The sequence below is a fragment of the Paenibacillus sp. FSL M7-0656 genome (genome assembly GCF_038003225.1).
In the GTDB taxonomy this organism is placed as follows: Bacteria; Bacillota; Bacilli; order Paenibacillales; family Paenibacillaceae; genus Paenibacillus; species Paenibacillus amylolyticus.
The window spans coordinates 4,934,828-4,957,697 of the sequence record NZ_JBBOOT010000001.1 but is presented as its reverse complement, the minus strand read 5'-3'; the positions used below and the strand labels follow the sequence as shown (position 1 = coordinate 4,957,697).

Genomic DNA, 22,870 nt, shown 5'->3' with positions numbered 1-22,870 from the left:
CCCCACCAAGTGGGGCTTTCTTTAAATGAACATCTTCGTATTAATTCAATCTAGGCTGACGCCCTGATTATCTCAATAATTGCAGTACGCCTTGAGGCGCTTGGTTTGCTTGAGCCAACATTGCTTGAGCTGCTTGAGCCAAGATGTTGTTTTTCGTTTGGCTCATCATTTCTTTAGCCATATCAACGTCCCGGATACGGGATTCAGCTGCTGTCAAGTTTTCAGAAGCTGTTCCCAAGTTGTTAATCGTATGCTCTAGACGATTTTGTACAGCACCCAGTTTAGCACGTTCGCTAGACACCAGGGAGGTTGCTTTATCCAGAACAGCGATTGCTTTGGAAGCATCTTCTCGAGTAGAGATATTCAAAGCGGCTTCGCCTTTAATATCGTTGGAGCCGTTAGTAACCGCATTATCTTTGGTGAAACCAGCTTGTCCAGCATTACCAGTGATACCCAGTGCTGCTGCACGAACATCGTTAATTTGCAAGGACATGGATTGACCTGTGTTTGCACCAATCTGGAACTTCGTGGAGAAGCCTACGCCTTGTGCGCCTGCGCCAACTACTTGATCAATATTACCAATTGTCGCAGCGTTACTAAGTCCCATGCCAGCTGCAGGGCTAGCGCCCAATTTGATGTCTTTTCCTGTTTCAGAGATGAACTGGATTTTGTTATCCTTAGACAAGGAAGCAGTGATCTTACTATCCAATCCAGCTGATTGCAGAGATGCATTCAGATCTTTAATCAGACTATCCATAGCAGCTTTAGCTACATTGGCATCAGTATTATTAGTATCATAAGTTTTCGGGTCAACTCCCGAGTTAAGGTTGACTGTAACTTCACTCTCAGAGCCAACTGTAAATTTCAGCGTTGCTCCTGCAGCAATTGAAACATCAGCAGCAGTAAGGGCATTACCACCCTCAAGTCCGGCACGTTCAATTGTCGATGGATCACCTGTAGCAGTAGCAGTAGCACCTACGCCAAGAGCTGCTGCACCAGCAAAGTCCAACTTACTTGTTGACCCTGTGGACTTAGCAGTAAATTCAAGTGCATCGTTCGCACCTACTTTGATGTCTACCAGTTCAGACAACTTAACTCCACCAGAAGTCACTTCATCCAAGGCAGTTTTCAAAGCCTTAGCGTTTGCTGCCGCACTAGCACCTACAGAACCAACGGTTATACTTGAAAGATCAAATGTTCTGTTGTCAACAGTAATTGTTGCTCCGGTAAGAGCAACTGCATTTCCAGCATTTGCTACAGAAGCTGTTTTTTGGGCACTTGTAGCCTGTGTCAGCTTGTCACTACCATTAGAACCAATACCACCGTTAAGCAATTTTTGAGTATTGAACTCAGTAGTATTACCGATACGGTTGATTTCGGAAGTCAGTTGGTTCATTTCGTCTTGCAGTGCTTGACGGTCGGAGTCTGTGTTCGTTCCGTTCGCGGATTGGTTAGCAATCTCGCGTTGACGTTGCAGGATGGAGTGAGTTTCGTTCAAAGCACCCTCAGCAGTTTGGATCAAAGAGATACCATCTTGAGCATTACGAGAAGCTTGGTCCAAACCACGGATTTGACCGCGCATTTTTTCGGAAATTGCTAGACCTGCAGCATCGTCACCAGCACGGTTGATGCGAAGACCAGAAGACAATTTTTCGATGTTTTTGTTAGTGTTACCTGTGTTAATGGACAATTGACGGTGAGTGTTCAACGCCGGAATATTATGGTTGATAATCATTGAGTGTTTCCTCCCTGAAGATAAATTAGTTCCACATCCTTGTGGTAAACGCCGCGACATTAAGGTCGGCCGCCCTGCCGAAGCAGCGTCTAAATTATATATCGACGGGAGATGAGCAACTGTTTATAGCAAAATAGAATATTTTTAATCTTTTTTATTTTCTGTTTTTCTCAGTCGTTCCATGAATGCATCTATATTGGCCGCCAGAGGGGTCACCGACTCTCTGTTGGCCTCTTGAATAGCTGTATAAATCTCTTGGCGAAAGATATCAATATGCTTTGGTGCAGATATCCCGATACGTACGGTATCTCCTTCAACTGCTAGAACCGTTACTTCGATGTGATCCTGAATAACTATAGACTCGCCCTTTTTTCGAGATAACACCAACATGTCACACCCCACCCTTCACGGATTTAGCTTCTTCGTCTTCTGACCATATCAGATGGCGCGTCTCATAGATCGACTGATGAAGTATAACTTGCTTACCTAGACGCTTTTCGAGATTGAGCACAACAGGTGCAAGAAGGTTCATTGTTGATTTATTCGCTTGGGAATGAATCGTGACCAGAGAGTAAACTGAAACTTGTTCTGCAATTTCCAATTCTTCCTTATCCATGTCACTTAACTCAAAGCTATAATCCGTAACAAACGTAAACGGACTTACCAATAAGAATGACAGATCCTTTTCACGAACAGACTGCAAATAACTAAATGGTGTGTCTGCCCATGGAATTACTGCAAATTCAGTCTCCTCTTCAAATCCAGGTAACCCTTTAGGAAATTGATATATGTCTTTCTCCTGAACCTCTACTTCTCCCCACATGCTTGTCTGAATATGAATAATAAACGCCTCCTTGGCAATGAATTTATACAAAAAGAGCCATAGAGGGCTGTTTCCGAGACCGTCTATAGCTCACATTATAACTTATAACTCCATATCTATGGCTGGTGGAGTGTATTGTACTGATGCGTACTGTTTTACGTAAATGTCCAGTTTTCCTCTCTGATACTCAATCTCCGGCTTGTTCACGATAACGTTCAACTCAGAGACCGCCGAATCATAGCTGATATCTGGAGGCCTTGTGTTGATACGAATATCCACATTATCAAAAGAAGCAGGAGTTCTCGTCTCTGGAAAAGGTTGCGGCTTCCAATCGGTACCCACAATATTCGCAATCGTATTGCCAGGTTTATGGATGGATGCCAACTGATTACCCTGCTCTACACGCGAAGCTATATTTTGCAAAAACTTCTGTTGAATTCCGGAATAGATACGTGCATTCATATCAATCATGTTGCCACCGTTATATGCAGAGAAAGCCTTACTTTGATCAACATTCAGCTCAATTGGATGACTTTGCACAGTTAGTTTTGCAGGTTTGGTATGAAGTTGAACCTCCGCCTTAGGTTGACGAATGGAGTACTGTCCGGGGTCAGCATCCATGTTTAATATAGATGGTGTAGTTCGAATCTGAACAATAGGAAGAGTGTTCATAGCATAGCTCCTCCTTATATTATCTCAGGAAATCTACCAAAGATGGCGAGATGATTTTGGCACCTGCTGAAAGAGAAGCATTATAGATATTTTCTTGAATTTTAGATTGTAAAGATAGTTCTGCGTAATCCGCATCTTCCACCTTGGATTGCAGATCTGTCAAGTTAATACCGAGATCCTCCAAACGCCCCATCATCAGATCAACACGGTTGGTCTTTGCTCCTATTTCAGATCGAATTGACAACATCTTATCCATACGAGTATCAATATTATCTAGCTGATTGGAAAGCTCTTTCTGATTACCTTCAGTTAAAGCCTTCATAATCGTATTAACAATTACAAAGAGGTTATCTTCTTCTGTTTCTGTTCCAAACACTTCATTGCCACTAACATTAATAGGCAGCTGGACGCTTTCGCCTACAATGAAATTAATTTTCCCCTTATCCGTCACCACAGAAGCCGCATTGGTTGTATCCAATGTCCCATCTGCATTGGCAGGAAAATCGTATGGTTTTATATCATAGGTTTCACCGTTAAATACATATTTGCCGTTAAGCTTACTATTTGAAATATCAATAAGCTGTTCCTTTAGTTGCTTAACTTCTTCATTGATACTATCCAGTGCTGATTGAGGATTCGTCCCCGTCGAAGCTTGTACCGTCAACTCACGCAGACGCTGGACGACATTCCCCCCCTGATTCATAACAGTATCGTTAAACTCAAGCCAAGACACCGCACTGTCTACGTTTTTCTGATACTGCTCATTAGATGAAAGTTCTGTCCGATAACGAAGGGAGTAAGTGATTCCTACCGGATCATCCGAAGGCTTGTTAATTTTACGGCCTGTTGCCAGTTGAGTCTGAGTATTGTTCATTTGCTGTGCATTCCGGTTCAGGTTCAAAAGCAACTGTGAACTAAGCATGTTATTTGTTATTCTCATGGTTGTTAGTCACTCCCTTCTATTATCTGCCTACCATGCCGGTAGAGTTAATCAATTTATCCAGAAGTTGATCATATGTGGTCATAAAACGCGCCGATGCACTGTATGCATGTTGAAACTTGATCATGTTCGCCATTTCTTCATCCAGTGATACACCACTCACTGATTGACGACGGGTATCCACTTGTTCCACTAGGAACTCCGAGTTGGATGTCTGACGTGCTGCTTCCTGGGATTGTACCCCCAGTTGTCCCACAATGGCACTGAATTGTGCACCGATCGTTGCATTACGTAAACCGTCCGCTGATTTCATTGGTGTATCTTTCAGATTCGCAAGCAGAATGGCAAGTGTATTGTTACCTTTGATTACAGTCTCTGTACCAGAAGCATCCGATGTACGAAGCGAAGTGGCAATCTTATTCGGATCAGCCAAAATTTCGGCATTCAATGAAATATTGCCAGCTGTAATGGCTGTTCCACCACCCGCTGCTGTAAAGAATGGGACTCCTCCAGAGTTAGTTCCATCCATGCTGTATCCAAGCTGATGCAGACCGTTCAGTCCTTTGACCGTAACCTTCAAGTCTGTAGCGAGTGTGCGTGCTGCACCTGTGTATGTAACACCATCCAGTACAGTATTGTCTGGCAATACCGAGCCAGCAGGAAGAGTAATTTCAATATCTCCGTTAGCAAGGGTATTAGCCAAGTCATCCATTTGTTTCTGGTAATCACTCACCAACGTGTCTCTGGACTTAATCATGCCGTGGACTTCACCATTAGTGAGCGTGCCTGCTGTATACGCGGCATTCAGAAAAGCAGGATCTACCGCCACTTGTACTGCCCCGCCTGTGACGAGTGCCTGTCCATTCATCTGAACCTGGTATCCTTGCGGAGAATCTGTAACGGTAACGTTCATGATTTTGGACAGCTTGTCTGTCATCAGATCACGTTGGTCACGCAAATCGTTGGCATTGTCTCCAAGAGACTCAATTTTCACGATGGCACTATTAAGGTTTGCAATGTTACCCAGGTAACCCTGGATCTCATTACTTTTCACAGCGATATTGCTATTCAGATCTTCGCTAAGCGCACCCAATTGGCGGCTAATCTGATTCATCGCATCCGTAAGAGCCAGTGTTGTTTCCTTGACAATACGACGTGCTGTAACATCCTCAGGATTCTTACTCAGATCTGACCATGATTTGTAGAAGTTATCCATAACCGTCCGAAATCCGGTGTTGGAAGGCTCGTTCACAATAGCTTCAAGTTTCTCAAGCGTGTCTCGTTGAATGGACCAACTCCCGAAGTTGGTGTTTTCATTACGATATTGGTCATCCAGAAATTTCTCGCGCACACGGGTAATAGAGTCGAACTCTACCCCTGTACCGAGCTGTCCTGGTGTTGTGCTATGCAGAAATGCAAACGGCTCCATTGGAATGGATGCCTGCATGTTTACCTTTTGGCGTGAGTACCCTTCCGTGTTGGCATTGGCTACGTTATGACCTGTTGTGCTAAGAGCTGTCGTCTGTGTGAACAAACTGCGTTTAGCCGTTTCGATTGAATGAAATGTAGATGTCACCTGGTTTCCCCCTAATTAATCAGGCACGCGTGTCAAACAGACCGATTCGCCCTGGATTACCGTTCTTATCAGCAGGATGCTGATATGTGGCATCCTGTTCTGGCCGAGAAGCAAAGATATCCATTGAAAGATCAATAAACATCAACGATTGCTCGATCAGCTTTTGATTCAGTTGATTGATTTCCTTTAATTCCTGCAGTGTTCCCGCCAGCTTCTTCTGGACTTCAAGCAATCGCAGTTTGTCAGCCGGATCAAAAATCAGCTTCGAGATCTCGGTGATATTCAGGTTCAGCATGGACTTGATGCCCCGCTCCTGAAGCAATTCGTGAACTGCGCTCTGCCGTTCAATCTCCAATGGCTCCTGTTGTTTCATGAAACGGGATTCTTTGTTCAGAACGGCAATGAGTTCATCCACATCGTTTTTGACAATGACCTGTCTCTTGACCTCGCTGAGTGCCAGCATATCGCGGTGACTTTGTTCCATTTGCTGCAAAACTGCAATTAATCTGTCCAGTGCTGCCATTACGTGATCACCTATTCCTTATCAAAAGACTTAAAATACGGCAGTAGCTTGTCAGCAAGCTTGCTGCTGTCTACCTGATACGTTCCCGAACTAACCTGTTCCTTCAGTTCCTGTATCCGCTGTAAGCGTCCTACATCCTGTGTACGACTTTGTTCCTCAAGCATCTTCATCGCCTCCGGAGAAATGGATACTTCGTCCTTACGGCGGCTCTTCTTGGCATCAGCCTGCTGATTGGATTCAACGTTCCTTTGATATGAATTGATTGCTCCAATTCTACTCGGTTCATTGATTTTCATATGAACTACACTTCCTTCCACGTTAGAATTTTACATTGATATACGTTTTTCTTACTTTATCTTTATGTTATCGAAATGATTGGGAAAATAAAAAAACCGATAATCTTTAATAAGTTTATCGGTACGTTTCAAAACATTTGTTATAGCAATATTCGTATTTAAGACCTCATTCCTATGAATCGCGTAGTTTGTCGACAGCATTGTAGGTTCGTCCGCCTATATTGCCGTTATCCTTCTGACCTACATCGCGAGCTGCACTAGCCAAGTCTTTCGTCAAACGATTACGACAAGAGTCACACATATGACCTTCACGAATCAATGTTCCGCATACTTCACAAGGATACATCATATTCGGGGCATTTTCGATGGAAATCCGTCCCTCACGGATGAACTTGGTAATGGTTTTGATCGAAACTTCTGTTGCATCAGATAGTTCCTGGATATTGGTGCCTTTATTTTCGCGCAAATAATCTACACAGATCTGATATTCCTGTTCCATTTCCTTAATACAATTCGAGCATACATCTCGAAAATTCAACGCATATAATTTACCACAGCGAGGACAATTACCTAGATTCATCGCTAAAACGCCCCTCTCAAACTTCCATTTCCGAATAGATAATAATTATACATTACCTTATTTTCTCTGATGAAGCCATAGTCTATTTACAAAGCAAAAAAGGGGAACAGGATGCACATATATGCAAACCCATTCCCCCTTATACATTACTAATTCAATGTTCTAATACTTAGTACAGAAGACCATATGCTTGTGTTCTGATCATTGAATGCCCGAATGCGATATTTATGCAAACTGGACGGTAACAGGTCAGAATGAATAAACGTTGTATCACTGACAGTCGCCACAATTTGCCCATCGGCTTCAATTTCGTAAGACGAAGCTCCCCCAACCGAGTCCCAAGTCAGAAAAACGTTTGTTTTGTCCGAAGTTCCCTTCAGCACAGGTGTAGTTAATTGAGTCATTCCCGCTATAATCTCACTCCAAGCTCCCGCACCAGAAGCATTTTTGGCACGAATTCGGAAGGTATGCTCCGTATTTGGTGCAAGTCCGCTCTTCGTATAAGCAACTCCACTCACGGCAATCAGCGTACCATCAATCTCCAGATCATACCCGGTAGCTCCGGTAACAGCACCCCATCTCAGCGAGATAGCCGCTGTTGTTGCTGAGTTAACACTTAAACCTGAGACACTGGCAGGTAACGTAGTTTGGGACAATATTGCTGTCCATGCACTCACATTAGTGTCGGTCAGGGCACTAATACGATATTTATGAATGGTTCCACCAAGTACTCCATTATGGACATACAAGAGATCACTTACAGTAGCAACCACTATGCCATCTGCCTCAATCTCATATTTTGTTGCACCAACAACTTCATTCCATGTCAGCGTAACTGCGGTTTCTTCAGGTACAGCTTTCAGCGTTGTTGGTACATTTAATTGGGTCGAGGCGGTTACAATCTCACTCCAGCTACCAATGCCAGCAGCATTTTTGGCACGAATGCGGAAGGTATGCTCTGTGTTGGCTAGAAGTGCTGTTTTGGTATAAGCCAAAGCGGTTACAGCGACTATTTTACCATCGATCTCAAGATCATATCCTGTAGCTCCCGTAACTGCATTCCACTTCATAGCAATGGCTACTGTTGTTGCAGAATTCATACTCAATCCGGTCACACTGCCTGGTATAGTGCTTTGATTCAAGACCGTAGACCAAGCGCTGCTGTTCTTATCCGTTAATGCACGCACACGATAGGTGTGCGATGTTCCTGCAAGCAAATTACTATGAACATATGAGGGATCGGTTACTGTAGAAACAATTGTTCCATCTGCCTCAATTTCATATTTAGTTGCATCTTTAATATCAAGCCAATTCAAAGTAATAGCTGTTTCCTCTGATGTTGCTTTCAGAGCAGGTGTGTTTAACTGGGTTGTAACATCTGTTACATCTCCCCAAGCTCCAGCCCCAGCAGTATTTTTGGAACGAATACGGAATGTATGATCCGTATTGGCGATAAGTCCCGTTTTGGTGTAAACCACTCCACTAACAGGTACCACCGTGCCATCAATTTCAAGGTCATATCCCGTCGCTCCTGAGACTGCGTTCCACTTCAGAGCAACAGCTGTGTTCGTTACACTTGTTACCGTTAGCCCGGTCACAGAACCAGGCAACGTATTTTGTGTCAAGACCGCAGTCCAAGCTCCAACATTGGTTTCGGTCAGAGCGCGTACGCGGTATTTATGTGCTGTTCCAGCTATCAGATTATTGTGAGTATAAGTAGGCACCTTAACAGTACCCACTAAGACTCCGTCCGCTTCAATCTCATATTTGGTTGCATCTTTAACTTCAGGCCATGTCAAGGTGACCGCTTGTTCCTCAGAAGAAGCCTTTAGCACAGGTGTGTTAAGTAAAGTTGTGCCATCTACAATCTCACTCCATATACTTGCACCTGCTGTATTTTTAGAACGAATACGGAACGTGTGATCCGTATTTGTCACAAGCCCACTCTTCGTATAAGCTACTCCCGTTACTGGTACAACTGTACCATCGATCTCAAGATCATATCCTGTTGCTCCCGTTACTGCCGTCCATTTTAAGGCAATGGCTACATTGGTAACGGAGCTAATACTTAAACCAGTAACCGAAGCAGGTATCGTATTTTGCGTCAGCACCGCAGTCCAGGCACCTGTATTAGAGTCCGTCAGTGCACGTACACGATATTTATGCGCCGTTCCTGGAAGCAAACTAGTGTGCACATATTTCGGTTCGCTAATTGTACCAGTAACGACTCCATCTGCTTCAATCTCATACTTGGTTGCATCTGTTACATCTGCCCATGTCAATGTAATCGCAGTCTCTTCCGAGGAAGCTTTTAGAACAGGGGGATTCAATAACGTTGTACCACTTACCTCATCACTCCATGCTCCGGCACCTGCCACATTTTTGGAGCGAACGCGGAACGTATGATTCGTATTGGCTGCAAGACCTGTCTTGTTGTAGGTTAATCCACTTACAGCTACTACCGTGCCATCAATTTCAAGCTCATAACCTGTTGCTCCGGTTACAGCATTCCATTTCAAAGCCATTGTTGTATTCGTTACAGAGGTAATACCCAGTCCAGTAACTGAACCTGGTAGTGTATTTTGATTTAAGACAGCAGTCCAAGCCCCGTTGTTTGTATCTGTCAGTGCTCGTACACGATACTTATGCGCTGTTCCTGGCTGAAGACTTGAATGTACATATTTCGGCTCATTAACTGTTGCAACAATTGAGCCATCTGCTTCAATCTCATACTTGATCGCATCTGATACATCTGCCCATGTTACTGTAATAGCAGTCTCTTCCGAGGAAGCTTTTAAAATAGGGGTATTCAACAATGTCGTACCATCAATGATATCACTCCATACTCCGGCACCTGCCGTATTTTTAGAGCGAACGCGGAACGTATGATTCGTATTGGCTGCAAGACCTGTCTTGTTGTATGTTAATCCACTTACAGCTACTACCGTGCCATCAATCTCCAAGTCATAACCCGTTGCTCCAGTTACGGCATTCCACTTAAGCGCGATAGCGACATTGGTTGCAGAGGTTACACTCAACCCTGTGACTGAACCCGGTAAAGTATTCTGAGTGAGAAGTGCAGTCCAAGGGCTAACGTTGAGCTCCGTCAGGGCTCTTACACGGTACTTATGCGTTGTTCCTGGAGTCAAACTCTCATGTGTATAGACTGGCGCCGTAACCGTTGCTACAACAATACCATCTGCCTCCACTTCATATTTGGTTGCATCAGTAACATCTGCCCAAGTTACAGTAATTGCATCTTCTTGGGAAGATGCTTTCAGCACAGGCGTATTGAGTTGAGTCCTGCCACTTACCACATCACTCCACACACCCACACCTGCCGTATTCTTGGAACGGATACGGAACGTATGGTCCGTATTCGCTGCAAGACCACTCTTCGTATATGTTAAACCAGTAACTGGAACTACCACTCCATCAATCTCCAAGTCATATCCAGAGCTACCGGTCACTGCACTCCATTTCAAGGAAATTGCAGCATTTGTTGTGGATGCTATATTGAGACCTGATACTATTGCAGGCAATGTGCTCTGCGTCAGGATTGCTGTCCAAGCACTTGTGTTATTGTCAGTAGCTGCCCGAACACGATATTTATGAGAAGTACCTGGTAATATATTTTCGTGTGTGTAGTTTGATTCACTTACATTCGCAACAATTACGCCATCTGCTTCAACTTCATATCCAGTAGCATCTGGTATGGATGTCCACGTCAATGTGATAGCCGTTTCTTCAGAGGATGCCTTCAATACAGGAAGATTAAATTGCGTACGACCTGTTACTATTTCGCTCCAGGCTCCTGCACCTGCAACGTTCTTTGAACGAATACGGAAAGTGTGTTCCGTGTTTCCGACGAGTCCACTCTTCGTATAACTTGTAGCTGTCAAAGAAATCGGAGTGCCGTCAATTTCCAGATCGTAGCCTGTAGCACCGGTAACCACATTCCATTTTACCGTAATGGCTGCATTGGTGACTGCACTCACATTCAATCCACCGACAGAGCCAGGCAAGGTATTTTGCGTTACTACTGGTGTCCAAGCACTTGTATTTGTCTCATTAATTGCCCGCACACGATATTTATGCGCTGTGCCTGATGTCAGATTGGTGTGGTTAAAGATTGGATCTTCTAAACCTGAAGAAACAACTCCATCTGCTTCAATCTCATACGAAGTTGCACCTTCAATTGGAGCCCATACAAGTACAACTTCCTCTGCCGTGGCATTAGACTGAACTACAGGTGTGCTCAATTGAGTGGTGCCCGTTACTGGATCACTCCAACTTCCTACCCCACCTGAATTTTTGGATCTGATTCTGAAGGTATATTCTGTATTGGCTGCAAGTCCAGTCTTGTTGTACGTGGTTCCTGTTACCGCAACAACTGCCCCATTGATCTCCAGATCATATCCTGTGGCCCCCTTAACAGCAGTCCAGGATACAGACAATTTATTCAATGTAGTATCTGTAATTTTCAAACCATCTGCACGGTTAGGTACTGTTAATTGACTTAGTGGTTTACTCCATGAACTCTCATTGTCAGTTGAGAATGCTTTCAGCACATAGGTATGTGTTGAATTGGCCTCCAAATCGTCATGCTCATATGAGTTCACATTGCCCAATTCTATAGGTTCTCCTCCGTCAATTCGCAATTGATATCGATCTGCAAATTCAACAGATTTCCAATTCAATGTATTCTTTCCCTCTTCGCCTTTTACGGTTAAGATCGGTTTTTCAAGCAAAGTTCTCAGCGAGTATGGAACACTCCACTCACCTACACCTCTTTGATTAATACCACGTACTCTGTAAGTATAGTTCGTATTATTTTTATAAGGGCCACTTGTATAGTTCAGACCATAGAATGGACCTTTAGTTACTCCATTTTCTTCAATTTCATACTGAACTGCTTGTTGTGCAGCTGACCAGTTAAGGTTGATCGTCGCATCATTCGCAGTGGCTACCAGACCAGTTGGAATAGCAGGAACCGTAGTAATTGGCTCCTTTGTTCCCGACTCCTTAACAAAGCTGAATGATTCTGCCTTTCGTGTGTAATATGGATTAAGGTTGGATACAAAATCTACCACAGCACCTGTATCTGCACTAATCACCAAACTAAGTTGAGAGGCTTCATAACTTTGTACATATCTGGGTGTTTCCATCCCAAACTCATCAACTCTGGAAATGTCCCAAACACCTACATCCTTGCCTGACTGTCTATATTCCATGGTACTGTAATATTCCCAAACCTCGGAAAAGTCAACGATAAATGCGTTAGTTACTTGCCCAGTATAGGTAGAAGTATACTTACCAAAGGTAACATTGGTCATATCTTCAACAGTTCCTCTAATAGACTGACTTCTTGAGAAGGAATACCCTGTTGCTGAAAAGCTGTATGATCTGACCCAACCCAAATCAACCGGTTTCTGATTCACCATCAGATTTCCATTCTGTTCTGATAATACAAAACGATAATCATTACTGGATGCAATAATTCTATTACTCGTTGCGGCATCTGCCCGGTTCCCCCCGTACACGCCAAACTGTCCGAATACCAGCATGAATACTAGTAGACGGACAGTCCATAAGTAAAATCCGCTTTTTCTTTTTCCTGCGACCACTTTTGTTCTCCCCTTCAAAAAATATGTTGTGCCACTCCCTGTGGTGAACGGCAAAACTATCTATTCTGCGCGAGAAAATCAATTCCTCTTTTTTACATGTAAAAAATTTCTTATTACGCTTTCATTTATAATTTCATCAAACAACTATACTTCAAACAAAATAAATGGAATGGAGACACCCATTAACGTATCAACGATTAATATAGGAACTTATTTTCCTGTCTACTATTAATCATACAGTATAGATCACACACCTAAAGTGGCTGAAGAATGCTGGACCGTCATTTATTACTTGGATTTACTTTCTATGATCTTGCCAGTGTCAGTGTGTAAATCTCGACCGGAATCTCCATGTGGAAGCCAGCATTAAGAATAACCCGGCCACAAGCGTCCAAGGTGCTGCCTGTTGTATAGATATCATCAATCAGCAGTAACTGTATGGGTTTGGCACGCGATATGCCCATATGTGTTGGCAGATGAGATCCCTTGTATAGCTCTTCAATTAACTTCGTGCCATCCGGGTTGATGGAAAAAGCGTTTTTCATCGTTTCAATACGCTCACCGCGTGATTTGAAGCTTTGTTTGGTGGTGTTGATCTGGCGCTGCAACAGATCAACGATAGGTAGGCGGCAGGCGGTGGCGAGCCCAGCAGCCAGCCGCTCCGCCTGATTGAAGCCACGCTCGGCCAGCCGCTCGCTGCTCACCGGGACATAGGTGACGGCGTCAGGCCGCCATTGCGGCTTCGTTTGTTGAGCATGTGTGGCGGAATGAGCCACGGGGGCTGGGGGTTCTTTTGCCAAAGCAGAATTTCGTTCTTCGCTCATCGCTTGAAAGGCTTGAATCAACAGCGCGGTTAGGAGCGGCGCGTATCGTTCATGGCCCCGAAATTTGTACATGCCAATCCATTCTTTCATAAGAGCGTTGTACTGTACGGCGCTGCGGTTGAGGATAAAAGAACGGTTTTGCAAGTGTGGACGAGCACAGTCCGGGCAACCGACTCCCCGACCACAACGCAGGCAGCGGATGGAACGAATCCATGGAATCTGTTTCACACAACGTGGGCATATGCCTGGATAGGTAGAAGACAGAATCGCTCGAGTCCCACATGTCAGACAAGTCGCTCCCGGCGGGGCGAGCAGGTGATGAAGACGCTGGGTCAGGTGTTGCGCGTGATCGGTTATGTTGCTGAGCCAGTTGAGCATAGGGGCATACCTCCAGTCTCGGGAATGTATTGTGATATGTGGATACGAACTGGGCAGATGACAATTATGTCTTGGATGGTGGATGCAGGTAGCCTTTGCGACGAGCGATGGTGTTCATTTTCCGAATCTGTGCAACGGCCTTCACCTGTGAACGTGTCCGACGAGATGATGCAAAAACCACTCTACCCGCCGGGTCATCCATGGAACGCCCTGCTCTTCCCGCCATCTGGACCAGTGACGCTTCATCAAAGAGACCATTGTCTGCATCCAATATAAAAACATCACTGCGCGGAATGGTCACGCCACGCTCCAGAATTGTTGTCGTTACGAGCAAACGAATTGTGCGTTCACGAAAGGCTGTAACTTTGCTAGCGCGATCAGGATCCTGAGATGAAGTTCCTTCGATATGGATTCCGGGAAAGGTACGACGCATCAGGTTCACAAACGCCTCAATCTGGGCAATGCGTGTCACAAAGACAAATACCTGGGCGTCACGCTTCAATGAAATTTGGATGTTAGTCCTCAAGGCAGAAGGAAGATTTCGAATCTTAATACATTCAGCAACGGTAACCATCTTGACCAATCTTGGCACGGGCAAAGGATGACGGTGGAAACGTACTGGAACTTTGGCATGATTGAGTTTCCCCCGTGCTGCTTCCCTCTGGAGCCGAGCAGGCGGTGTGGCAGATAGATAAACAAAATTCCCGTCCGGCTTACAGGAGGATGCTGCCGCGTGAGCGAGCATGGGATCGTTGTGATAAGGGAATGCATCAAGTTCGTCGATAATGACGAGATCAAATCCCTGATAAAAACGCATTAGTTGATGTGTGGTCGCAAGCGTGAGCTGAGCGTCTTTCCAGCGTTCGTCACTGCCTCCGTATAGGGTAGCGAGCGAGGTGTCCGGAAAAGCTTTGGCCAGACGCGGGGCTAGCTCCAGCACCACATCCCTGCGCGGCGTAGCGACCAGAGCTCGTCCACCGCGGTCCAATGTATGTTGGAGCAGGGGGAAAATCATCTCGGTCTTGCCGGCCCCGGTCACGGCCCACAGCAAGAACCGCCCCGGCCCATCCCCTGCGGGCGGCCGGGCCAAAAACGCAAGCGCCGCGGCTGCTGCCGCGCTCTGCGCTGCGCTAAGCCCCCACCGGGCGAGCCCGCCGCCGGTGGGGGCCAAGGCCGTGCCACGCGGTGCTTCGCCGCGTCGTGGCACGGCCCCTTGCGCTGCACTGCGTAGCAGCAGCGCACAAGCACGGCTGCGCCCCAGCGCGAGGCAAGCCTCGCAGTAGGCGCACGCCACCAATCCGCAGGCAGCGCAGGGCACGCGCTGCCTAGCTTTGCTGCCACAACGGTGGCAGCGGGGCGCGCTCCGCGCGCGTCCAAGCCACGCGTGCCGACGGCGCGTGGCAGGCCCTTCGAGGGCGGCTGTGATACTCAGCCGCCCGTGCAAGCGCGCGAGCTGCGCAGCCGCGCGCACTCCCTTGGCGGCTGGGCGGTGTCCGCCAGCAACGCCTCCGCCTCGGCCGCCAGTAATTGGCGGCCGCTGATCCGCTCAGCCAGCAGGGCCGCGTCCCGCTCCAGCTGAGCCCACTGCACGGCGGGATACGGCTCTGGCATCCCGCCTACCAACGCACCACGCGCAGCGGCACTCCCCGCTTTGCCTGCTATACCTTTTCTGGCCTCTGTTTCCCCAGAGGCCAATTCATACACATCCAGCTTCCGTGCAAGATAACTCTGCCATTCGCGCTGGCCCCACTGATCCATACCTCGCTCCATCCCAAAATGTTCAACCAACCAGGATGCCTGACTTAACGGTAACGCCTTGTCTAACAGCAACCAGCGCAGCACATGTCGCCCACTTCCTCCCTCTAGCCACCAAGCCACATCCACTCGAATATCGAGTGATAACACCATGCTCCACCCTTCCCCTACACGGCACACATACAAAGCAACCTTCATTTAATCTCCTCCCCCATCGTACTTTCTTCTGAACGCAAAAAAAGCACATGCCAACCCGGCTGTTCGCCGGAGCATGTGCTTCATGTCCATATTCCATCTTCGTATGATCAATCTACTTATCACTATACCAATTGAATCTTTACATCACAAGGTTAGTCACACAACATGATCCATCACACCAATTCTGCTAATAACCAGAATCTTTCTATAAAATTGCGAAACTTTTTCCAATCTGAATCGTCTATACTTTTAAATTAAGAGTTCTGACTTCGAAAAGTTTATATTAATACTCATGAACTCGTCAAAACCCAGACAATAACCATAGATTGCATAAAAACCCATTTTTAATTTAAAAGCAGACTTGGCTACAATTACAAAAAAAGACTACAGCTTCTGCTGTAATCTTTTCACTGTAGATCTGCGAAATGTTAATCCCATTTCCGTTCACATGATGATTTATTGCTCTGACTCACGCAAATCAATCAGGCGAAACGTGTGATCGGTCTGTGCTACCCGTTCAATATCAGCAGGGACAGCAGGCAGATAAGATGTCTCCATGCCTTGCCTTTGCATAAGCTTTTCAATAATCGTAATCGTTTCCGCTTCTGTACGATCAGCAACAACGGTTAATCTGAAGCTCTTACCACGGTATAACAATTCCCGGCAAAGTTCTCTTACAATGCCTTCGATCCGCCCTGCCTGATTGGAAGGGATGAGCAGGATCTGCTCGAAACCTTCAGATTCCGGACGGGAAAGATGGCGCTGGTGCATGGCATGAACGGCCATTGCCGCCAGGAAGTATATGAGCAGAATCATAGTCAGATGAGCAACCATGGCAACTGCACCTCCTCGGAAGGTCATGCTCACCCATGGCGAACATCCCTGTATACAACAAGTATATGCTGTACTTCCTGAAGGGTTACACTTGCATTTCCTATCACTCATATTCCACGCTGATCGACACCGGACGAAGAAAGACAGGCCAGGTCATTCATTCACGCCTAAGCTTGAACATATGTTCCGCACAACCTTACACTTTGCTCATTTGCAGTGATAAAGTCCATTAACCCGCAGACCAATCCAACATTCTGGAAAGGGCGCGAGTGAACACCAATCTATACTTCGTCTAGGTTGAATCAACCAATGGACTGACTTACCGTAAGAATACTGCTTTACAAAAACATAAGGTATTAGAGCGTAACCCAACCATATTTGATCGAATTGATAACAGCTTGAGTACGGTCGTCCACTTCCATCTTCTGCAGAATGCTGCTGACATGGTTTTTTACTGTTTTTTCACTGATAAACAGGAATTCACCAATCATTTTGTTGCTCTTACCTTCTGCCATCAAGCGAAGCACTTCAGCCTCACGACGTGTGAGCGGGTTATTGTCGCCAGCGACAAATTTAACGCCTGCTTCCTTCGAAGCTCCTTCACTCATTGCCCCTGTTTCATTAAGATACGTCATACGACGCAGCTGCATGATCAGTTTGCCAGTTACTTTCGGATGTATGAACGCATGTCCTTCATGCACGGAACGAATCGCATTGATCAGAGACTCTGCCTCCATATCCTTCAGCAAGTATCCGTTAGCCCCTTTACGAAGCGTCTCAAATACATAACTTTCATCATCATGAATGGACAAGATAATTACTTTGACATCAGGGAACAGCTCACGCAATTTCTCCGTTGCTTCAACCCCATTTTCGATTGGCATGTTGATATCCATCAATACGATATCAGGTTTATCCTGATTGCAGAATTCGAGCACTTGAATACCATCGCCGCATTCGCCGATGACCTCAATGTCGTCCTCCATATTTAAAATGCGTTTCAGTCCCTCACGGAACAGCTGATGATCATCAGCCAAAAGAACTTTAATCGATGCTTTACCAGTATCACGGTTTTCCATCATCCTGCTACTCCTTTCCCTTATCCACGTTTGTCGGGATATGAATCACTATTTTGGTTCCTTGATTTTCTCCGGATTCAATCTCTATTCTTCCTTCTAACAGTTCAACCCGTTCTCTCATCCCAATCAGACCGAAGTGGGTATGATCCTTGCTTTTCTTGGCAAGAAGCTCCGGTTTGAACCCAAGCCCATTGTCCTGAACGACAATTTTGACGAGCTGAGCCTGGTATGTAATCTCCACCACAACATATGTGGGATAAGCATGCTTTGCAGCATTCGACAGACCTTCCTGTACGAGGCGGTAGATCGCAGCCTCCATCGCGGAAGATAAACGGTGTTCTTTACCTCTTGTTTCAAAAAGCGACCGGATTTTCGTTTTTACCTCAAAATCCTGCACGTACTTCCGAAGCGTTGGAATCAGTCCCAGATCATCCAGTGCCATAGGACGCAGATTGAAAATAACTTTTCTCATTTCTTCAAGACTGGAACGAACCTGGCCTTTCAAATCTACTATTTCGGCCTGGACCATCTTAAAATCCTGCTTAATGAGCATTCTTTCTACAATTTCCGTCCTAAGCACTAGATTGGCGAGCATCTGTGCAGGCCCGTCATGAATTTCACGAGCAATACGTTTCCGCTCTTCTTCCTGGGCCAAAATTATTTTCAAACCAATCATTTGTCGATTTTTGGCAGATTCGATGATCCGGGTCACTTGACCCAGTTCACCAGACAGATACTCGAGTACAACACCCATCTGCGAACCGATGGTCTCGGCACGCTCCACAGAAGCTTCCACATTTTTGGCACGCTTCTGCAGATCATCCCGACGGGCCTTCAGATACATTTCCTTCTCACGATAAATCATCAGATCCAGCTGCAGCTGTGTTGCTTTCTCGTACGCCTGCTTGATATCATGCTCGGAATAACGGACAAAGTCGCGGCTAACCTCAGTCAGCCGGATCCGGGAACGGCGGTAGTTCAGCTCCAATTGATCTACTTTCTCGATCGTTTCCGCCGTCTCCTTCAGTACCGACTTTAACTCCTCGTTGAGTGTTTTCAGCTCATCACGAGTTGCGTCCATAATTTCGAACATTTGATATTTGCTGTTTTCCATGACTTGTATGGCGTTTTTAATGACGCGGTCTATGGCATCGGCTTGTAAATCCACGTTTGTTCGACTCCATTTCTATCGTTTCCGGTATATATCATACCATATCACGATGAGATGGTAACGGTCTTCGTTTTCTGTTCCCATTTTACAGTGAGACCAAGTTGCTCGGAAACGAGTCTGAGCGGGACTAAAGTCCTACCACCCGTTACGTATGGTGCAACAGTTGCGCTCTGTCTTTTACCATTCAGAATGAATTCTTTCTGCCCTACAACCAGATCAATCAGCTTGCCACCACGTAATACCGTGATTCGCTGATTTTTGCTATCCCAGCTTGCCTGACCACCAAAAGCGTCCAAAACATGTTTGATTGGCACATACGTTGTACCATTTTTCAGGACTGGTGCTGCATCAATGGCTTTTTTCGTTCCGTTCACCGTCATCGATTTCTGTCCAAGCACAAGCGAAGCTGTTCCCGTAGGCAATCCGACTTCACTGGATTTGGAAGGCATCGTGAATGCGATGTTGTCAAAAGCAACCGTGCCTGATTTCGCACGCTCATCCTGACCTTCTTCCACGTTCACTACATAGACCCGCTTCAGCTTCGCCGGATAGGCGATGTTCAGTCCGTTCAGGTCCACGCTCAGCTTCTTCCACCCGTTCCAGTCAATTGCCTTGGCGAGATCGGCATATACTGTTTTGCCATTGGCATCCGTGAATTCGGCACGTAGCCAGTTCAGACTTTTATCTCCCATAACATCCATCGACATCGATGTAGCTGCAGCAGATACCTCTCTACCGGTAGAGCCATTCAGTTGTGCATAAGCGTACATTTTGCCTGTTCCAGCAGTCATATCATAACCGAGTTGCAGCACATTGGAGCCGGCTTTTTCACCAGTTCCTGCTGTAACGGTTGCCGTACCAGTTACACCCGCTGCGTTCGTTGTGAAGTTAATCGGATAATTCACGTTCTCGAAGTTCTCCCAGATCGTTTCGCTGGCAGAAGCCGAGAGTACAACGACCGTACTGTAACCATCATAACGTCCAATCGCATATCCTACTTGTGCACCTGAATTGACGGAAGATACGGTTAATTGGTCAGCAGTGACTTTACCTTTGAACCCGATAAATTCCCATGTCAGCGAGTCTGCCGGAACCGTAACACTTTGTCCACTCTTCGTTGTTGCCGTCACTGGAATGGACATCGTTGTGCCCGCCTTGAGCGAACCTAGACCCGATCCTGCTGTCAGTGAAGCCAATTCACTTCCACCCAATACCGATACTTTAATGGAAGATGAGGCTCCATTGCTCGTTGCTGTCAGTGTTGCTGTACCTGGCTTCACGCCTTTGATTGTGCCGTTGCTGACACTCACGATGCCGTTGTTGCTGGACTTCCAGGACATGCTGATATCGCCTGTTGCAATCGGGTTGTAGTAGGTGTCATATCCTTTGGCTGTGTACTTGCCCTCTTGCCCCACCAGCAACGTTTGGCTTCCACTCACGGCAAAGCCCTTCAGTTTACCTACAGGAGCCGTAGAGAACACACCTAGCGTATTTACAACCTGACGTTGCTCGGTGCCATACTCTGTGTTGAACGTCAGACCAGCGGTTTGCTCACCCAACGGACGGGTTACCATGGTTGTGGAGCCGCCTCCGTCCAAGTTCATGCCTTTCCAGACACCTACACTGGTCATAAAGGATTGCAGTTCAGTCAGCGACATCCCGCTGCTGTTACTGTTTTTCTCCGCTGCGATGATGTAGACATACCGACCATCCTGGGAGTATCCTACTGCCGTTCTTGCACGAATGCCACCAATGCCGGAAGATGCGATATCACGGGAAAAGGAAGCTGCCTTGCCACCGTTTACCAAAATGGTGTGACCGCCAATCATCATCTCCAGGTTACTCGGATCAACCGATTGCCCGGTTGTTTTGGCTTTTAACTTGTAATCCGCATCCAAGGTTTGGCCAACGGATAGATGGCTCATGATCCATGTCGCCGCTGTTCCATGCGCACGCAAAATGTACCCATCCTTCGGCACCGTCATGTTTAGCGCTTTTTTATCCGAGATTTGGGTAATTACTCCGTTCTGCACGAGAACCTCTGTTGGCGTTGTGGAAGGATCATTTGGTCGTTTGCTCGATGTCCATGCCGGTGTATAAATATACATCGAGTTGGCATGACTATACTTCACCGCACCCGACTCTACCGTATAATCCTCTTTATTTATCCCACGCAAAGCAAAGGTTGAACCATCCTGTGCCTTCACTGTTCCGTCAAAAGAATACTCGTCAATCATCGGCTTGCCATCCTTGGTCACCGTGAGGGCATACATGCCCGACAGCTCAGAAGGTGTGGAGACCAGCACGCCATCGGAGACCTGTCCACCAATTGGCGAGAGTTCCCCGGATACATTGAAGTAATCGCCATTTACAGCAGCTACTGCACCGTTTTCCTTGGCCATGGCACCTGTGCTCTGTTTACTGTTCAGATTACCGCCCTTGCCTGTCATTACATCCAGCTTCACATACGGGTTCTGCAGATCCACCTGGACTACATCCGCCAATACGTTGACCTTGGAACCGGAACGTGTTGTTGTATATCTGTATTTCATGAGCTTCGCACCCGAAGTCAGAATTTCTTCACTCAACTTGCTTGTATTCGTAGATGCTGCAGCGGCCACCGATTGCCACGAAGTGCCTGACCACATCTGCCCGCCTGCGCTCATCACCGGTGCAATCCAGATCACACCCGCCAGCGTCACAATCGCCCATTTCTTCACCTTACTGCCCTTAACGTCTTCCAGCTGTTTCTCATGTTTCCCCAGCATGTCTGAAACGTCTCTCCCATCTTGTATATCAATCTTAGACATCACGAACACTGCCAAGTAGGCAGCCGATAGCGAGATCTCTAGTATACTCTTCTATTAATAGACTGCTTTTTGTGGAAAAAGTTACGCCCCCAGCCAAGATTGAGGTATATATTGGTTAAATGACTTGTCACAAATAATCGTTTCTGGACCTAACAAAAATCCATGTATTGGTTGGTAATCTTGATAAATGAATGATAGTTCTTAAAATCTTCCATAGTGAGAATCTAGGTAATGTTCAAAAAGGTTCCCGTTCCTATATAAGGATACTTCTTTTTCCCTTTATCTAATTGTAAGGGAATTACAAATAGCTTAATAGATATGTATATTTCAATAAAAAATCACCCCATAGTTGGACTTTTTAAGTAAGTCCACACTATAGGGTACAATTATTACAACATTTCATATTCTCTGACATTTTGGAAGACTTTTATGAACTGTACAAGCCCTAGTATGTTCAGTGATTCAACAATTTTTCTCTCCACCAAACATAAAGATCATTTAACATGTTTATATTTCCAACATCACTTAAAGCCCTTGCCGCACATACATCCACGACTCGAATTGGATTTAGTCGTATCTTCCCTGTCCCAGCCAGTAAGGGTTGATTAACATCAACATGATTCCGTGGTTTATTAATTACCGTCCATTTCAATTTACTGGATGAATGTATCAATACACTGCTAAAATAAATTCCAATATCTATTATTTGAGTTTCTGTATCTCTACTAAACTTTAATACATTTTGTTCTACTTCAGGTCTCATCCAATCCGGTACTAGATCCAATTCTTCATTTATTTCTTCTATCGTCATTTTTTTCTGTTCAATTCTAGGAATAAACCATTCCCACAGAGAAATCAAAGAATCTTGACTGAAATCCAGCTGTACATGAGAACCAGATAATTCAACATTTTCCTGTAATAATTCAATTCTTTGCGGGATGATCGAAAGGAACCATTCATAATATTCCTCTGCTTCAGTTTTCGACATCACCGAAAAAGGAGTAAATTCAAAAGGCACCTCAATAGTTGGATACAATATTTCCACCTCA

18 protein-coding genes are annotated in these 22,870 nt (G+C 45.7%); all 18 read right to left on the bottom strand.

What is annotated here, in order from left to right:
- Positions 1–67 precede the first annotated feature (67 nt).
- The 18 genes from MHI01_RS21825 to MHI01_RS21740 all read right to left on the bottom strand — a co-directional run bounded on the left by MHI01_RS21825 (position 68) and on the right by MHI01_RS21740 (position 22,857).
- Positions 68–1,735, bottom strand: a complete 1,668-nt coding sequence (locus MHI01_RS21825) for a flagellin N-terminal helical domain-containing protein (RefSeq protein WP_340984126.1) — start codon at positions 1,733–1,735, stop codon at positions 68–70.
- 144 nt (positions 1,736–1,879) lie between these two features.
- Positions 1,880–2,125 (bottom strand): carbon storage regulator CsrA, encoded by a 246-nt coding sequence (gene csrA, locus MHI01_RS21820; RefSeq protein ID WP_340984124.1) that lies wholly within the window; start codon positions 2,123–2,125, stop codon positions 1,880–1,882.
- Position 2,126: 1 nt separating this feature from the next.
- The gene (fliW, locus tag MHI01_RS21815; protein ID WP_340984123.1) at positions 2,127–2,609 is read right to left on the bottom strand and encodes a flagellar assembly protein FliW; all 483 of its coding nucleotides are present in this window, start codon (positions 2,607–2,609) and stop codon (positions 2,127–2,129) included.
- 51 nt (positions 2,610–2,660) lie between these two features.
- Entirely contained in the window at positions 2,661–3,230 is a 570-nt protein-coding gene (locus MHI01_RS21810) for a DUF6470 family protein (RefSeq protein WP_340984122.1), read from the bottom strand.
- A 19-nt stretch (positions 3,231–3,249) separates the two neighbouring features.
- A complete protein-coding gene (flgL, locus tag MHI01_RS21805) occupies positions 3,250–4,170 on the bottom strand; it encodes a flagellar hook-associated protein FlgL (RefSeq protein WP_340984121.1) in 921 nt (306 codons plus the stop codon).
- Between the two features lie 22 nt (positions 4,171–4,192).
- Positions 4,193–5,746 (bottom strand): flagellar hook-associated protein FlgK, encoded by a 1,554-nt coding sequence (flgK, locus tag MHI01_RS21800; RefSeq protein ID WP_340984120.1) that lies wholly within the window; start codon positions 5,744–5,746, stop codon positions 4,193–4,195.
- A gap of 19 nt (positions 5,747–5,765) precedes the next feature.
- On the bottom strand, positions 5,766–6,269 hold the full coding sequence (locus MHI01_RS21795) for a flagellar protein FlgN (RefSeq protein ID WP_076319201.1): 504 nt from the start codon (positions 6,267–6,269) through the stop codon (positions 5,766–5,768).
- 11 nt (positions 6,270–6,280) lie between these two features.
- Positions 6,281–6,565 (bottom strand): flagellar biosynthesis anti-sigma factor FlgM, encoded by a 285-nt coding sequence (flgM, locus tag MHI01_RS21790; RefSeq protein ID WP_340984119.1) that lies wholly within the window; start codon positions 6,563–6,565, stop codon positions 6,281–6,283.
- A gap of 172 nt (positions 6,566–6,737) precedes the next feature.
- Positions 6,738–7,145 carry a TIGR03826 family flagellar region protein gene (locus tag MHI01_RS21785; protein ID WP_340984118.1) on the bottom strand — a complete coding sequence of 136 codons (408 nt, stop codon included), beginning with the start codon at positions 7,143–7,145 and terminating at the stop codon, positions 6,738–6,740.
- A 149-nt stretch (positions 7,146–7,294) separates the two neighbouring features.
- Entirely contained in the window at positions 7,295–12,772 is a 5,478-nt protein-coding gene (locus tag MHI01_RS21780; protein WP_340984116.1) for a fibronectin type III domain-containing protein, read from the bottom strand.
- Positions 12,773–13,077: 305 nt separating this feature from the next.
- On the bottom strand, positions 13,078–13,740 hold the full coding sequence (locus tag MHI01_RS21775) for a ComF family protein (protein ID WP_340984115.1): 663 nt from the start codon (positions 13,738–13,740) through the stop codon (positions 13,078–13,080).
- Between the two features lie 298 nt (positions 13,741–14,038).
- Entirely contained in the window at positions 14,039–15,268 is a 1,230-nt protein-coding gene (locus MHI01_RS21770; RefSeq protein WP_340984114.1) for a helicase-related protein, read from the bottom strand.
- Positions 15,269–15,402: 134 nt separating this feature from the next.
- Positions 15,403–15,909 carry a hypothetical protein gene (locus tag MHI01_RS21765; protein ID WP_340984113.1) on the bottom strand — a complete coding sequence of 169 codons (507 nt, stop codon included), beginning with the start codon at positions 15,907–15,909 and terminating at the stop codon, positions 15,403–15,405.
- Between the two features lie 474 nt (positions 15,910–16,383).
- The gene (locus MHI01_RS21760; protein ID WP_036612497.1) at positions 16,384–16,761 is read right to left on the bottom strand and encodes a hypothetical protein; all 378 of its coding nucleotides are present in this window, start codon (positions 16,759–16,761) and stop codon (positions 16,384–16,386) included.
- Between the two features lie 356 nt (positions 16,762–17,117).
- Complete coding sequence (locus tag MHI01_RS21755) at positions 17,118–17,840, bottom strand: response regulator transcription factor (protein WP_026081439.1); 723 nt, start codon at positions 17,838–17,840, stop codon at positions 17,118–17,120.
- 7 nt (positions 17,841–17,847) lie between these two features.
- Positions 17,848–19,008, bottom strand: coding sequence for a sensor histidine kinase (locus MHI01_RS21750; RefSeq protein ID WP_074092506.1), 1,161 nt, complete (start codon positions 19,006–19,008; stop codon positions 17,848–17,850).
- A 47-nt stretch (positions 19,009–19,055) separates the two neighbouring features.
- Positions 19,056–21,779 carry a stalk domain-containing protein gene (locus MHI01_RS21745; RefSeq protein WP_340984112.1) on the bottom strand — a complete coding sequence of 908 codons (2,724 nt, stop codon included), beginning with the start codon at positions 21,777–21,779 and terminating at the stop codon, positions 19,056–19,058.
- Positions 21,780–22,275: 496 nt separating this feature from the next.
- Positions 22,276–22,857 (bottom strand): hypothetical protein, encoded by a 582-nt coding sequence (locus tag MHI01_RS21740; protein ID WP_340984111.1) that lies wholly within the window; start codon positions 22,855–22,857, stop codon positions 22,276–22,278.
- Positions 22,858–22,870 lie beyond the last annotated feature (13 nt).

Coding starts and splice junctions, on each gene's coding strand:
- MHI01_RS21825 (WP_340984126.1), bottom strand. CDS start 1,735: ATGATTATCAACCATAATATTCCGGCGTTGAACACTCACCGTCAATTG.
- MHI01_RS21795 (WP_076319201.1), bottom strand. CDS start 6,269: ATGGCAGCACTGGACAGATTAATTGCAGTTTTGCAGCAAATGGAACAA.
- MHI01_RS21785 (WP_340984118.1), bottom strand. CDS start 7,145: ATGAATCTAGGTAATTGTCCTCGCTGTGGTAAATTATATGCGTTGAAT.
- MHI01_RS21810 (WP_340984122.1), bottom strand. CDS start 3,230: ATGAACACTCTTCCTATTGTTCAGATTCGAACTACACCATCTATATTA.
- MHI01_RS21745 (WP_340984112.1), bottom strand. CDS start 21,779: ATGCTGGGGAAACATGAGAAACAGCTGGAAGACGTTAAGGGCAGTAAG.
- flgL (WP_340984121.1), bottom strand. CDS start 4,170: ATGAGAATAACAAATAACATGCTTAGTTCACAGTTGCTTTTGAACCTG.
- MHI01_RS21760 (WP_036612497.1), bottom strand. CDS start 16,761: ATGGTTGCTCATCTGACTATGATTCTGCTCATATACTTCCTGGCGGCA.
- flgM (WP_340984119.1), bottom strand. CDS start 6,565: ATGAAAATCAATGAACCGAGTAGAATTGGAGCAATCAATTCATATCAA.
- MHI01_RS21755 (WP_026081439.1), bottom strand. CDS start 17,840: ATGGAAAACCGTGATACTGGTAAAGCATCGATTAAAGTTCTTTTGGCT.
- csrA (WP_340984124.1), bottom strand. CDS start 2,125: ATGTTGGTGTTATCTCGAAAAAAGGGCGAGTCTATAGTTATTCAGGAT.